This is a genomic window from Pseudomonas sp. IPO3778, assembly GCF_013386825.1.
In the GTDB taxonomy this organism is placed as follows: domain Bacteria; phylum Pseudomonadota; class Gammaproteobacteria; order Pseudomonadales; family Pseudomonadaceae; genus Aquipseudomonas.
In genome coordinates this window covers 116,557-129,462 of sequence record NZ_JACARC010000041.1, presented here as the reverse complement: position 1 = coordinate 129,462, position 12,906 = coordinate 116,557, and the positions used below count along the sequence as shown (strand labels likewise).

Annotated in this window: 12 protein-coding genes; 3 read left to right on the top strand and 9 right to left on the bottom strand. The window is 59.9% G+C overall.

Annotated features, from left to right (window positions below):
- Positions 1–94: 94 nt before the first annotated feature.
- The 3 genes from HX855_RS22025 to HX855_RS22015 form a co-directional block, all read right to left on the bottom strand.
- Positions 95–1,456, bottom strand: coding sequence for an outer membrane beta-barrel protein (locus HX855_RS22025; RefSeq protein WP_177085997.1), 1,362 nt, complete (start codon positions 1,454–1,456; stop codon positions 95–97).
- A 57-nt stretch (positions 1,457–1,513) separates the two neighbouring features.
- Positions 1,514–2,848, bottom strand: a complete 1,335-nt coding sequence (locus tag HX855_RS22020) for an MFS transporter (protein WP_177085995.1) — start codon at positions 2,846–2,848, stop codon at positions 1,514–1,516.
- Positions 2,849–2,955: 107 nt separating this feature from the next.
- Positions 2,956–3,531: a nuclear transport factor 2 family protein gene (locus HX855_RS22015; RefSeq protein ID WP_177085993.1), complete on the bottom strand. Its 576-nt coding sequence runs from the start codon at positions 3,529–3,531 to the stop codon at positions 2,956–2,958.
- A 110-nt stretch (positions 3,532–3,641) separates the two neighbouring features.
- Between HX855_RS22015 and HX855_RS22010 the strand changes: the two genes are divergently transcribed.
- Positions 3,642–4,541: a LysR substrate-binding domain-containing protein gene (locus HX855_RS22010; protein ID WP_177085991.1), complete on the top strand. Its 900-nt coding sequence runs from the start codon at positions 3,642–3,644 to the stop codon at positions 4,539–4,541.
- Between the two features lie 25 nt (positions 4,542–4,566).
- On the opposite strand, the gene HX855_RS22005 is transcribed toward HX855_RS22010, so the two are convergent.
- The 5 genes from HX855_RS22005 to HX855_RS21985 all read right to left on the bottom strand — a co-directional run bounded on the left by HX855_RS22005 (position 4,567) and on the right by HX855_RS21985 (position 10,871).
- Positions 4,567–5,823, bottom strand: a complete 1,257-nt coding sequence (locus HX855_RS22005; RefSeq protein ID WP_177085989.1) for an MFS transporter — start codon at positions 5,821–5,823, stop codon at positions 4,567–4,569.
- A gap of 60 nt (positions 5,824–5,883) precedes the next feature.
- Positions 5,884–7,245: an outer membrane beta-barrel protein gene (locus HX855_RS22000; RefSeq protein WP_177085987.1), complete on the bottom strand. Its 1,362-nt coding sequence runs from the start codon at positions 7,243–7,245 to the stop codon at positions 5,884–5,886.
- Positions 7,246–7,313: 68 nt separating this feature from the next.
- Positions 7,314–8,933, bottom strand: coding sequence for a bifunctional 3-(3-hydroxy-phenyl)propionate/3-hydroxycinnamic acid hydroxylase (locus HX855_RS21995; protein WP_177085985.1), 1,620 nt, complete (start codon positions 8,931–8,933; stop codon positions 7,314–7,316).
- A 104-nt stretch (positions 8,934–9,037) separates the two neighbouring features.
- Positions 9,038–9,958, bottom strand: coding sequence for a VOC family protein (locus tag HX855_RS21990; RefSeq protein ID WP_177085983.1), 921 nt, complete (start codon positions 9,956–9,958; stop codon positions 9,038–9,040).
- A gap of 79 nt (positions 9,959–10,037) precedes the next feature.
- Complete coding sequence (locus tag HX855_RS21985) at positions 10,038–10,871, bottom strand: fumarylacetoacetate hydrolase family protein (RefSeq protein WP_177085981.1); 834 nt, start codon at positions 10,869–10,871, stop codon at positions 10,038–10,040.
- Positions 10,872–11,047: 176 nt separating this feature from the next.
- On the opposite strand from HX855_RS21985, the gene HX855_RS21980 reads away from it, so the two are divergent.
- On the top strand, positions 11,048–11,749 hold the full coding sequence (locus tag HX855_RS21980; protein ID WP_177085979.1) for a GntR family transcriptional regulator: 702 nt from the start codon (positions 11,048–11,050) through the stop codon (positions 11,747–11,749).
- 58 nt (positions 11,750–11,807) lie between these two features.
- Here the strand turns inward: HX855_RS21980 and HX855_RS21975 are convergent, their stop codons facing one another.
- Positions 11,808–12,218 carry a VOC family protein gene (locus HX855_RS21975; RefSeq protein ID WP_177085977.1) on the bottom strand — a complete coding sequence of 137 codons (411 nt, stop codon included), beginning with the start codon at positions 12,216–12,218 and terminating at the stop codon, positions 11,808–11,810.
- A gap of 231 nt (positions 12,219–12,449) precedes the next feature.
- Between HX855_RS21975 and HX855_RS21970 the strand changes: the two genes are divergently transcribed.
- Complete coding sequence (locus HX855_RS21970) at positions 12,450–12,905, top strand: hypothetical protein (protein ID WP_177085975.1); 456 nt, start codon at positions 12,450–12,452, stop codon at positions 12,903–12,905.
- The last annotated feature ends 1 nt before the right edge of the window (position 12,906 follow it).

The following is a 12,906-nucleotide window of genomic DNA, read 5'->3' as shown; positions in this document are numbered from 1 at the left end:
TATAAGTCGTTTGTATAATAAAATTTATTTCATAAAAAACATCAAAGTCAGCAACTTTTGAGCAGTGCTTTTTCCGTCAATAACTTGCCTGTTGTTAGAAATACACCAGTGCTTCCACGGTTCCGGTCAGTTGGTTTCGTGCATCGCCCTGGCCGAAAGGACGCGCGTCGTCGCGGCCATTGAACCCGTCGTAGCGCAACTCCGGGCGCAGTGACAGGTATTTGTTGACGTCATAGCGCAGCCCCGCGGTCAACGCATTAAAGGCGCCGCGAGCGGTGGAAGAGGGGAACAGCACGTAACCGTCCGGGTCGTCGAAATGCTCGGCCCTTACGGAAAACGACAAGTCCTTGCGTTGCTGGTAAGTCAGCACGACGTTGGCCCCCCACCAGTGCGCGCCATCGAAACCTGGGCCGGTGACGATGTCCACGGTCGATGCTTTGCCATCGCCTGATTGACGGCCGTAGACCATTTCGCCGCCCATCGACCACTGTTCGTTGAATGCGTGCCAGCCATTGAGCGAGTGCTGCTGCTTGAACTGGCCGTCAGCGGAAATCAGCCGGCCGCGGGGTGTTTGGATGTCGTTGCGACTGTCGTTTTGTGAATCGCCGACGAGAAACTCATAGTCGATCCAGGTGTTCATGTCGGGCGTGCGCCAGCGCAGTGCACCTAGTAGCGCCTTGCTGTCGTTGTTGTCGCGCAGGTTGCCTTGACCCTGGATCACCCCCAACTCGGCACCGAACAACATGCTGGCGTTGTTGATCAGGCGTTTCCCCAGCAGGAATCCGGAGACTGCGCCGGACTCGGTCATGAAGGCGTAGGAGCGACTGGCAAACGGGTTACGCGCAGCCCGTATGTTAGGGGGGATTTCGTAACCGAGCGCCGGGCCAAAAATGCCGGCAATGGCGGTAAAGCCGCCGGCATACGGCAAGTAAGCCGTGGCGGCGATGTTGGGTACGGCGAGGAAATTCTGTTTGTCCCGTCGGGCCTTGTCCGGATCATCGTCACCTGGAGAGTTGATGCCCCAGTGCATGTCCCAACCGTAGGTGCGGGCTTGCTGCGCATTGCGGCCATAGGCGGTTTCGAAGGTGAAACCGAACGAGGCTTCGGTAGGGGCCGGACCGGGCAACGGAGTGACGCGCGGAATGAAATTGGCCTTCAGCGCTTTGTCGGCAAACAGGTGAAGGGTAGCGAGCTCAAAGCCTTCATCGCCGAACCCGGCGACGGGCGTGTTGGTCTGCCCGGACTCGCGATCTTCATGGGACGAATTGTTGTTGCGTGAATAACCGGCGTCCAGCAGGCCGGACACCTTGATGCCGTAGTCGCGCTCCAGCGTGTCACCGAACACGCTGCGAAACACGGTGCCTTCGCCGACATCGGCCGGTTGGCCAGCCAGGCAATGGCCCGTTGCGAGGGCGAACAGAACCGCACCGAACGATTTGACGTTGATGGTCTTCATGGGGTTTCTCTTGTTTTTATGGGGATGCGGCCATCCGCTGGCCGCGGTGCGGAACGCTTAGTGGGTGACCGGCAACGCCGCCGTCCGATTCAGGCGCCAGAAGCCGATGATGCCGAGGGCGGTGATGCCGGCGGGAATCGCGGCAGCCACCAGCAAGTCGCTGGTCGACCATTGCAAAGACAGAAGTAGGGCACCGATGAAAGGGCCGCAGATGCCTCCCAGGCGACCGAGCCCCAAGGTCCAGCCCGTGCCCGTGGCGCGCAGTGCGGTCGGGTAAAAGGTCGCGGTCATGGCGTTCAGGGCCGCTTGGCCGCCGAGGATGCCGAAACCGGCGACGGCAATGCTCAGGTAGGCCAGATTGATCGAGGTGTAGAAGTGGCTGAACAAGACGATGGCCACCGCCGAGACGATGAACGTGGGCACCAGTACGGCGCCGAAGCCGCGCCGGTCGACAAACCAGCCCAGCAGCCAGCCGCCCGCCAAGCCCCCCAGCCACATTGAAGTGCCGGCCAGTACCGCCTGCGAAGGTGAGTGACCCGCACCACTCATCAGCACCGGCGTCCAGGAGGCGAGGAAGTACACGCAGAGCATGTTCATGAAGTTAATCAGCCACAGCAGCAAGGTGCCGGACAGCCTGCCGTCGGCAAACAGGTGAGCGAGGGACAGACCTTTCTTGCGCGGCTCACCGATCACCATAACGGTCTGCTCGCTGATCAGCAGACCGGGCTCGATGCGCGAAAGGATGGTCCGCACGCGGTCGAGTTGGCGTCCGCGCAGAACACACCACTGCAGTGATTCGGGAAGTGCGAAAAACATCAGCAGGCCCAGGCACAACGGAGCGATGGCGCCCAGGTAAAACACCGCCTGCCAGCCATACGTCGGGATCAGTGCGGCAGCAATCGCGCCGCCGACCAGCCCGCCGACGATCATACCGGACGAGACGAGCGTCAACAGCATCACGCGGTTATGGCGTGGGGCGTATTCCGTCACCAGTGTGGCGACGTTGGGCACAATGGCACCCATGGCGATGCCAGTGAAAAAACGCAGCGCAAGCAGGCCGTCCACCGTGGTGGCCTTGGCGGTGAAGTACATCAGGATGGCCATGACCAGGGAGGCGGTCACCAGCACCGGCCGGCGACCGACGCGGTCAGCCACCGAGCCCAAGGCGAGTGAGCCGATCAACATGCCGAGCATGCTGATGCTGAACACAGGGCCAAGGTGGGCTTTTGCGATACCCCAATCGGCAATGAGGCTGGGGGCCGCGTAGGCCATGGCCTGGATGTCGAACCCATCGACGACCATGCAAAGGAAGCATTGGGCAAGCACAAGCAGCTGAAAGGCGCCCAAGCGACTCCTTTCGACAATCGCGCTGATGTCGAGTTGATTGTTCACAAGCGAATACCTCTGTTGTAGTTATTTTCGGTAAGTGTTGGACGCAAGCTCAAATCGGTGGCCGGGTAGGGAAGCTCTCTGTTGTGAGGGGGGGCGAAGGCGATTGATCAGGCGGCGAGCCAGGTGCCGGCCTCGGCGCGCATGGCCTGCTCCAGTTCGCTGCCACGGGTGGCGAACACGCGGTCGAGCGGGAAGCCGCTTTTATCCAGCAGGTAGGCCAGCGGCGCGTATTCGCGTGGGTAGCGCGCCACGGTTTCACGATCGATCTCGACCAGTCCTTGGGGGAACGTGAAGCTGCCCATGTCGTAGATGCTCTGGCGCTTGACCAGCTTCCAGACGCCCTGGCGTTTTTCGACCAGGTCATAAAAGCGGTTGTGCACGCTGCAACCCAAGTTCAGCCGTACGTTATCGGCGACGATCACCGCGTTGGTTTCCACCACAGCCTTGTTGCCGTTGAAACTGATCACGGGGGTGCCAATCAGGTGTTTGGTGCGCAAATCGGATGCGCCCATGCGCTTGGAGCCTTCGACGAATTCGGCGAAAGGGCCTTCAAACCAGGTGATTTCGATCACCCCGTCCGGGTGCGCGAGGTTGGCCAGTTGCTCCCACTGGCCCAGGTCACGGTGAATCCAGCCCGTGATCAAGTCGGTAATTTGAAGTCGGTCTTCCAGGTAACGCTGCATGATTGTCCTCGGGTGGGGGGGTGTCGGGCTCAGCATCTGCCGCTGGACAAAGAACTTCAAATAGATTGATATGAACGATTGATCATTAAATCTGATGAGGCTGGGTGCACATGGATCTGCGTCATTTGCGCTATTTCCTGGCGGTTGCGGAGGAAGGTCACTTCGGGCGGGCGGCCCAGCGTTTGCACATCGTCCAGTCGGCGCTGAGCATGCAGATTCGCGCGTTGGAAGAGGAACTGGGCGGCCCGTTGTTCCTGCGCACCAGCCGGCGGGTGGAGCTCACCGAAGCCGGGATGCTGTTGCGTGCTGAAGCGCAGCGCACCCTGGATCAGGCCGCGCATGCCCAGCGTGTGGTGCAGCGATCCTTGCGGGGCGAGATGGGGACGGTGCGTATCGGCTTCGCCGGCAATGCGGTATTCAGTGGACGGTTGATGGCTGACGTCCGCGCTTTTCGCGCGGCTTACCCGGACGCTGAGGTGATCCTGCGCGAATTGGCGCCGCAGTTGCAGGTTGAGGCCATTCAAAACGGTCAGTTGGACCTGGGTTACGCCCCCAGCCATGGCGGTCAGGCCCACGATAGCGAACTGTTGTTTGAGCGAATCGGCACATGGCCGCTGGTCGTCGCCTTACCGGAGGACCATCCCCTGGCGAGCCAGAAGACACTGCGCGTGCCGATGCTTGGTGGCGAGTCGTTGATCATTTACGCCGCCCACGGCGCCGATGAATACATGCTGGCCGGGCTGCGAAAGGCGCTGGGACGCGAGCCCAAGGTGCAACGGACCACCAGCACCTTGAGCGTGCTGGCGTTGGTGGCGGCGGGTATGGGTGTCGCAATGGTGCCGGCACCCTTGATGCAGGTCACGATCCCGGGCCTGACCTATCGCCCGTTCGACGATGTGGAACCGCACACCGACTTGCTGCTCATCAGCCGCGTCAAGGAAATCGGCGGTGCGGTGCGCGCGTTCCTGAGGGTTGCCCATCAAGGTGGCGTCGCGTCTGCGTCGCACTGAACCCTCAATGTCCCGGGTGCGTGTGTTAAACGCTGTCGATGCCCTCGGCAGCAGGTGCAGACGTTCTCGCGGGTGCGGTTTCGCGCAGACAGGTGGCGACCAGTAGCCCGACCAGCACGGCGCCCAGGGCCAGATACATTGTGTTTTCGATGCCATGGTGCTGGGCTATATAGCCGGCGATGGCCGGAGCAACGCCGCCACCGAAAATCTCACCGATGCCGACCACCAGACCGGTGGCGGTGGAAGTCAGCGCCGCAGGGACCGATTCGCTGGTGAGTGGCCCTACGGTCATGCAGATCATGCTGAAGTTGAAAAAGATCGTCAGGAACAGCAGCGCGAACAATTTCACCGGTTCGGCCCCCGTGCCCATCAGTAGCCATAGAAAGACTCCGGTAGCCACGAACGAGATGAGCACCACCGGTTTGCGGCCGATACGGTCCGACACTGCCGGCATGATCAACTGCCCGAGGAAACCACCGAGGCCGATCGCCGACATCACGAAGCCCATCTGCTGCACCTCCAGGTGCAAATAGTCCATCAGATAGTTGGGCATCATCACGCTGATGACGAACAGGCAGGTGAGCATGCAAAACATGCCGACGATGTTCAGCCACACGTTGCGAAAGCGCAGGGCATCCAGCCAGCCCGGCTGATCGGCGGGGGTGCGTTGTTCGACTTTTTGCGGCGCTACGGTGCGGGTCTCCCGCAGGTAACGGTACATCGCCAAGGCCAACAGGAAGCCGGGCAACGACACAATCAAAAACACCCAGCGCCAGGACGGCACTACCTGCAGTAACTGGGTAGCGAGAATAGGCGCGAGGCCCAGGCCCAGGATCGGGAAGAACGCCTGCTGGATGCCGATGTTCATGCCGCGCCTGGCAGGGTGCGATGACTCTGCCGTGGCCGCCAGTGCCGTCGGCGTGAAGGCGCCTTCGGAGATGCCCATGATTGCGCGAATCAGCATCAGCCCGCCGATCCCGGTTGCGAGGCCGGAAAGCCCTGCGAGCAATGAGAACACCAGAACAGCCGGGATCAAGACCTTGCGCCGGCCGATTCGATCGGACAGCCGGCCCATGAAAATCGAAGAAATGCCCCAGGCCAGCCCCAGGACCGCAGTCACATTGCCGAGGTCCTGATAGTCCAGGCCGAGGTCTTTCATCATCACCGGGAACAGCGGCAGGATGATGAACCGATCCAGGCCCACCAGGCCGAAACCCAGTGCCAGCAAGGCCACCGCTTTGAACTCGTAGCGAACATCCCACGCATGCTTATTGTTGTTCATGGTTGTTACTCGGAGGGTGTTAATGGAGGCAGACGTATCAGCAACACGGCTGCCTGCGGCTTAGAAATACACCAGTGCTTCAACCAGCCCGGTCAATTGCGTGCGGTCGCGACCGGCGCCAAACGGGTGATCGTCGGCATTGCCGTCGAACACGTCGTAACGCACTTCGGGACGCAGGGAGATGTACTTGTTCAGGTCGTAACGCAAGCCGGCGGTGACGGCGTTGAAGTTGCCGCGAGCAGTGGAGACAGGCAGCAGGATGAAACCGTCAGGGTCGGCAAAATGCTCGGCGCGTACGGAGTACGAAAGGTCAGGTCGTTGCTGGTAAGTGAGCACAGCGTTGGCGCCCCACCAAAGCGCGCCATCGAAACCGGGGCCGTTGATGATGTCGACGGTGCTGGCTTTGCCGTCGCCGTCTTGACGGCCGTAGACCACTTCGGCACCCATCGACCAGTTCGCATCGAAGCGGTGCCAGCCGTTGAGCGAATGCTGCTGTTTGAATTGACCGTCTGGCGAGACCAGGCGCGACGTCGGCGCCTGCACGTCGCTGAAACTGTCGTTCTGTTCATCACCGAGGATGAATTCATAGTCGATCCAGGTCTGCATATCAGCGGTGCGCCAACGCACGGCCCCCATCAACGACTTGCTGTGGTTGTTGTCGCGCAGGTTGTTCCAGCCCTGCACAACGCCTAATTCCACACCGAGAATCCCTGAGTCGCCGTTGTACAGGCGTGAACCGAGCTGGACGCCGCCGACCGTGCCGGGCTCGCTGACGAAGGCGTAGGTCTTGCTGGCGAACGGGTTGCGCGCGGCCCGAATGTTCGGAGGGATTTCATAACCGAGCGCCGGGCCGAACACCCCGGCCATGGCGGTGATGCCCGGGCCGTAAGGCAAGTAAGCCGTGGCGGCGATGTTGGGAATGGCGAGAAATTTCTGTTTATCACGCTGGGCCTTCGCCAGGTTGTCGTCGCCCGGTGAATTGACGTCCCAATGCATGTCCCAGCCTTGGGTACGGGCGAATTGCGCGTTGCGGCCGTAGTTCATTTCGAAGGTGAAGCCGAAGGATGCCTCGGTGGGCGTCGGACCGGGCAGGGGAGTGATGCGCGGGACCATGTCGCCCTTGAGTGCCTTGTCGACGAACAGGTGCAGGCCGCCCCATTCCAGGCCTTCATCGGCGAAGCCCACCAGCGGCAGGTTGCTCAAGCCATCCTGACGCTCGTCGTGGGTCGAGCGGTTGTTGCGCGAGTAGCCCACGTCAAACAGGCCGGACACCGTGATCCCGTAGTCCTTTTTCAGCGTGTCGCCGAACAGGCTGCGAAACAGCGTGCCTTCTCCGGTATCTGGGGCTTCTGCAGCGTGAGTGTTTAGCGTCGCGAAGGCGGCCAGAACCGCACCAAGCGTTTTCACCTTGATGGTGTGCATAGTCTGTCTCTTGTTTTTATTGTCAGAGTTTTAGAGGGAAGGGGCCTCCGTGCCCCCGGCAAATCGGGTCAGACGTGACAGGCCTTCGCGTCGTCATCGACGGCGTTACGGCGAGTGCTTTGTTGCAACTGCTGGCGTAGAGAGCCGAGCAACTTCGGCAGCGTCGCCAGCTCCGCGACACCGCCGTAGCAGTAGTAGTCCGGGCGCACGATGAGGGCTTTGAGCCCGGCCTCGGCCATGAACTGCAAATACTTGCCAGATACGTCGCGATAGATGCCCTTGGCACTGTCGGCAACGGTGGCCAGTCGCACGACCTTGAGCTGGTATTCGCTGATGAACGCCAGAAGTTGCTCATCGAGCTGCGCCAGAGGGTCTTCGTCGCCCCTGACGAGCAAGTGGAAACCGCGGCCGATGACATCGTCGTAGCGCCCGACCTGGCCGCCGATCTCAATCGAGCCGTGTACCCCAAGAATGCCGCGCAATGGACCACCCTCTTGCAAAAGTCCATCCGTTAAACCGGGGAACGGCGGCAGCGGTGCAACGTTGCCGCTCAAATACGCCGCATCACGTTCGGCGGCTTTCACCGGGTCCGACACGCACACCACTTTGCCCATGGACATCGAGGCCTCGATCACCGCGCGGATCTGCGGTTTGCGCTCCAGGGTGTAGCTGTCCAGCAGGGTGTTGTCGGCCAGGCCGCGCAGCAGCAGGTCCAGGCGCCAGGACAGGTTCCAGGCATCGCGAATGCCCGAGCACATGCCCTGGCCCATGAACGGCGGCATCACGTGGGCCGCATCTCCAGCCAGCAGTACCCGGCCGCTGTGCCAGTTCGAGGCAATGCGCGAACGGAACTGATAGACCGCGTGGCGCACCAGATCGGCGGTGTCCGGTGTGACCCAGCGCGACAGCAGCGACCAGACCTTGTCGGTGTCTTGCAGGTCTTCGATGGTTTCATGAGGCAGGCGCATGAATTCCCAGCGGCGATAACCAGGGCCACCGGGCACCATGGTCGTGGGGCGTTCGGGGTTGCACCATTGGCCGATGTCCGGCACGTCCAGTTGCACACCGGGTTTGGGCTGCAGGTCGACCACCAGCCAGTCCTCCTGGAAGCCCAGGTCCTGCCATTCAATGTTCAGCGATTGGCGCACGAAACTGTTGGCGCCGTCGGCACCGATCACGTAACGAGCGCGGACGCTTTGCTGCGCTTCGCCCAGTGAGAATTTGCCGTCCTGGCGAATCACCCGATTGAGCACCATGTCACAGCCTTTAGCGTCTTGCTTGAGCGCAGTGGCCTCCCATCCCTGATGAATCTGCACGTTGCCGATGCTCTTGGCCTTGCGGTCCAGCGCCGCTTCCAGCGAAGGCTGGTTGAACAGGTAGCCGAAAGGTCCGTCGCTGATGGATTCGGCCGACCAGTCGATTTCTACCAGCACTTTCCAGTCGGCGTTGAACCACTGATAACGTGCCGATGGCTGGGAGATTGTTGCCAGCTCGTCACCCAGCCCCATGGAAAGGAAAATGCGGCGGATTTCATGATCGTAAAACACTGCACGGGGCAGTGGATAAAGCGCGGGCCAGCGTTCAAATACGGCGACCGAATAACCCATCTGACCCAGCAGAATGGCCAGGGTCTGGCCGACAGGGCCGTAACCGGCGATGGCGACATCGACTGTAGTGTGCTGATTCATGACTGTGCCTCGTGTACTGCGCAATGATTTCCGGACATGGCCGGGCCCGTCGCGCGTTTCAGTGGAATCGCGCGATGCAGGAAGTCAGGTTGGTTAGCGGCGTCTCAGGCCGGTGCCGGCGTGTCTGCTTCAGTATTGAAAATGAAGTTGTCCGGCACGGATGGCCCCCACAGGTACAGAGAGTTCTCCGGCGGGAAATCGCCTGCGGGCCATTCGACGCCTTGGTCGATGTAGTCGATGTCTGCCGAGTATTCGCAGAACGAGCCCCACGGGTCCTGCACGTAATGGAAGTAGTTCGACCCCAGGCAATGACGACCGGTACCCCAGCCTTTTACGTGCCCGGCGGCAGCCATCTGTGAAGCACCGGCGCCGACTTCGTTGATGTTGTCGACTTCCCACGCCGCGTGGTGCCAGCCTTTGGCGCTGCTCTTGGCAAAGGCCACCAGATGGTGATCGCAGCCGTGGGGCGCGTGGCTGAAGGCAATGATGTCCAACGACTTGTCGGAAAGCTTCAGGCCCAGCGCTTGTTCGTAAAAGTGCAGGGCGCCAAGCACGTCCGGCGTGAACAGCAGGACATGGGACAAGCGCCGCGGACGGATAAGGGCCTGTTCGTCGCGCGTGGTTGCGCCACGGTTATTGGCCGGGGTGCTGCTGCCAAGGTGGGAAGTCTTCTGGTCGGGCATGGTTTTTTCGCCGACCTTGACTTGCAACAGGTTGCCATCCGGGTCGCGGAACCAGAGGCCGCCGCCAGGATGATCTTCAAAATGCCCGCCAGCGGTTTCGATTTGCTGGCGTAGCGCCGGAAAGTCCCGCTCGTAGCAATTGAAGCTCAGGTAGGCCATGGATTTGGCTGCGGCGGGCAGGATTCTCGCCCACACATGGCCGTCGGCTGCCCGCAGCAAGAGCTGGGCCGGCTGACGTTCCACATCCAGACCGAAGCTTTCAAAGAATTGGCAGGCTTCGTCCAGCGATGGAACGTTCAGTGCGTAATGATCGATTGAATGCACACCATGGGACACGCTCATGATTGCCTCCATTTTTAATTATTGTAGTTATTGTACGCAGGGCTGTCGGGCGGCCCTGCGCAAGAGTGAATCAGTGTGATCAGGCTTCGTCGACCACCGGGTTGACCAGCTTGCCAATACCTTCGATAGACACTTCCACCACATCACCGGCCTTCAGGTACACCTTTGGGTTCATGCCGAAACCCACGCCTGCGGGGGTGCCGCTCACAATCACGTCGCCGGCTTGCAGGGTCACCGCTTCGCTCAGGGTCGAAATAATGGTGGCCACGTCGAAGAGCATGTCGTTGGTGTTGGCCGATTGCACGACCTTGCCATTGACCCGGGTTTCCAGCAGCAAGCCCTTGCCGCCTGCCGGTAATTCATCGGCGGTGACCAGCACCGGGCCGAACGCGCCGGTGTCATCGAAGTTCTTGCCGACGGTCCATTGCGGCGAAATGAACTGATACTCGCGCACTGAGCCTTCGTTGAACAACGCATAGCCGGCAACGTGGTTCAGCGCATCTTCCTTGCTGATATGACGGCCGCCACTTTTCAACACCACGGCCATTTCACCCTCATAGTCGAGGCTGTCGGATACCCGTGGACGAATCAGCGGTTTGTTATGGGCGGTCAGGCTGGAGTTCCAGCGCGGGAACAGCGTCGGGTAATCCGGTTGGGCGTAAGGCGATTCCTTGGTGTGGTCGGCATAATTCAGACCCACGCACACAATCTTGGTCGGATGCGCCATCAGGGGCAGGTAGGCGTCTTCGGCAATCTCGACCAGGGCGCCGTTGGCTTCGGCGCCGTGGGTGGTCAGGTCCACGCCTCGGGCCAACAGGGACTCAAGCGACTCGGCCCCCAGAACGCGTACACCTTCGGCAGTGACGACACCCAGGGCAGGTTGACCTTGATTGAGGAAGCGGACGTAGCGCATGACGGTTTCTCTTATCGGTTTGAAAGGGGTCGGTCGTGAGAGGACAGCCGACCGGGTAGTCGTAAAGCTAGAGCCAAAAAAATATATGGTCAACAATAAAATATATATTTTTACGAATGTGAGAAATTTTTGAGTCTGTGTATGATTCCACTGGAAATCGAAAAAAGGAACTGACCGTGAATTCTCCCCTGATCAACTGGCAACCGGCGGAGCCTGCTGAAAAGCGCACCCTGGCCTCACAACTGGAAGCCAGGATTCGACAGGACATCATCAATGGCACGCTGGCGCCGGGCATTCGCCTGCGGCTCAAAGAGCTGGCTGACACCTACGCTGTGGGCGTGATCCCTCTGCGAGAAGCCTTGTCGCGGCTTGCCAGCAGTGGATTTGTTTCGGCGGCCGATCAGAAAGGGTTCAGCGTCGGCCAGATTTCAGCCCCGGAGATAGCCGACATCACGGCCGTGCGGTTACATGTGGAATGCAAAGCCTTGGCAGACTCCATTCGTCAAGGCGACGTGGAGTGGGAGAGCAGGGTGCTCGCAGCTCATCACAGGCTCGACCGCCTTGCCATCGTCGAAGGCCCGGAACGGCTGCTCAAGCCAGAGTGGGAAACGGCCCACGAGGGGTTTCATCAGGCGCTGATTTCCAGCTGCAATTCGCCAACGCTCCTGCGCTTGTGTGCGTCTTTGCGGGATCAGACGGCACGATATCGCTTCTTGTCGATGCACTATGCCGACAGCGGCGAGCGTGATGTGCCCAATGAACATCGCCAGTTGCTGGATGCTGCGTTGGCCAAAGATATCGACAAGGCTTGTGAGTTACTGGCCACTCACTATCAGACCACCACCGACTCGGTGCTCAAGCACGCATTGCTCGGATAGCGGTGATGCCCCCTCGCTCAAGCGGCGGATAGATCGCGTCATCTAGGGAGCCGTCGTTTTAAACTTGAGCCACCGATTCTGGTGCGACGATCTCTACCTTGATTTTGTCTGGGTCTTCGCAGTAAAGGGCGTAGTACGGGGCTCCACCGGCGTACGGGTGGACATCTTCATACAGCACACGAAAACCTTGAGTTCGAACCCATTCTGTAATCGTGTCCACCTGTTCGCGCGAGCTCGCGTGGAAGGCGAGGTGATTCAAACCTACACCTCTGCGGTTAAAACCGCTTCCCAGCTCGCTTGCCTGAACAAATACAAGATACGTACCGTTTAGAATATAGCTCCGTCCTGCATCCCAGTTTTGATGCTCTGCATAGCCGAGCATCGAGAGTAGAGGCTCCCAAAACCGAAGCGATTCTTGTAATGACGAAACATTGACCTCAACGTGATGAAGCGCTCCCGCGGTTGACATGCTGGTAGCTCCTTTCAAAAAGGAGGTCAAACTATCATGCGGATGAATTTACAGCACCCCGGGACACTTCTATCTGTTCTGCGTGAAACCCTCGGAAGTTGGCACCTGTCGCAACGACAGTAAATGCGAGAAATTTCTCATTGTGTACGTTATTGCCGTCGATATGCTTTTGCGGGAGGAATTCCCAGCTGTATCTAACCGCTAGACGGGCTGGGCGCAGATAACGTGGAGATGGAAATTGCTGACATGAACGCTCCGAGAGTCGAAGGTTTTGCCGTCAGGGTCGTTGCTATTGGAGAGAGTAAGTTTTTACCTTACCTATCAGGAAGACTGCCCCCGGCAGCCTATATAGCGCCTGTTTTATCCGGGGTTATTTACGCGTTGCACGGTGTTTATCTGTCGCTCCCGCTGGCTTCGATGCTGGTCCTGTTTGCCGCGTTGGGCGGGCCCCGGTTCAAAGAACCATCGCGGCAGAACACTTCCGCTCCTGCGTTGTTATTTGAGGTCTCGCAGGCGGTACCTCTACCCGTTGCGCCTGTGGCGTTCAAAGAGTGCGGGCTGGTGTTGCGCCTGCCTCAAGCCTATGCGGGGGAGGACATGGACAGCAACAATCTGACGGCCAGCCAGCTTCGTCGGGGGTTCGGTACTTGCCCTCACGCATTTTCCCGCGGCGAAGTCGACGCGTGAC

What these genes read in the sequence shown, in the direction of transcription:
- HX855_RS22025 (WP_177085997.1), bottom strand. Translation starts at nt 1,456, where the DNA reads ATGAAGACCATCAACGTCAAATCGTTCGGTGCGGTTCTGTTCGCCCTC.
- HX855_RS22015 (WP_177085993.1), bottom strand. Translation starts at nt 3,531, where the DNA reads ATGCAGCGTTACCTGGAAGACCGACTTCAAATTACCGACTTGATCACG.
- HX855_RS22010 (WP_177085991.1), top strand. Translation starts at nt 3,642, where the DNA reads ATGGATCTGCGTCATTTGCGCTATTTCCTGGCGGTTGCGGAGGAAGGT.
- HX855_RS22005 (WP_177085989.1), bottom strand. Translation starts at nt 5,823, where the DNA reads ATGAACAACAATAAGCATGCGTGGGATGTTCGCTACGAGTTCAAAGCG.
- HX855_RS22000 (WP_177085987.1), bottom strand. Translation starts at nt 7,245, where the DNA reads ATGCACACCATCAAGGTGAAAACGCTTGGTGCGGTTCTGGCCGCCTTC.
- HX855_RS21995 (WP_177085985.1), bottom strand. Translation starts at nt 8,933, where the DNA reads ATGAATCAGCACACTACAGTCGATGTCGCCATCGCCGGTTACGGCCCT.
- HX855_RS21990 (WP_177085983.1), bottom strand. Translation starts at nt 9,958, where the DNA reads ATGAGCGTGTCCCATGGTGTGCATTCAATCGATCATTACGCACTGAAC.
- HX855_RS21985 (WP_177085981.1), bottom strand. Translation starts at nt 10,871, where the DNA reads ATGCGCTACGTCCGCTTCCTCAATCAAGGTCAACCTGCCCTGGGTGTC.
- HX855_RS21975 (WP_177085977.1), bottom strand. Translation starts at nt 12,218, where the DNA reads ATGTCAACCGCGGGAGCGCTTCATCACGTTGAGGTCAATGTTTCGTCA.
- HX855_RS21970 (WP_177085975.1), top strand. Translation starts at nt 12,450, where the DNA reads ATGGAAATTGCTGACATGAACGCTCCGAGAGTCGAAGGTTTTGCCGTC.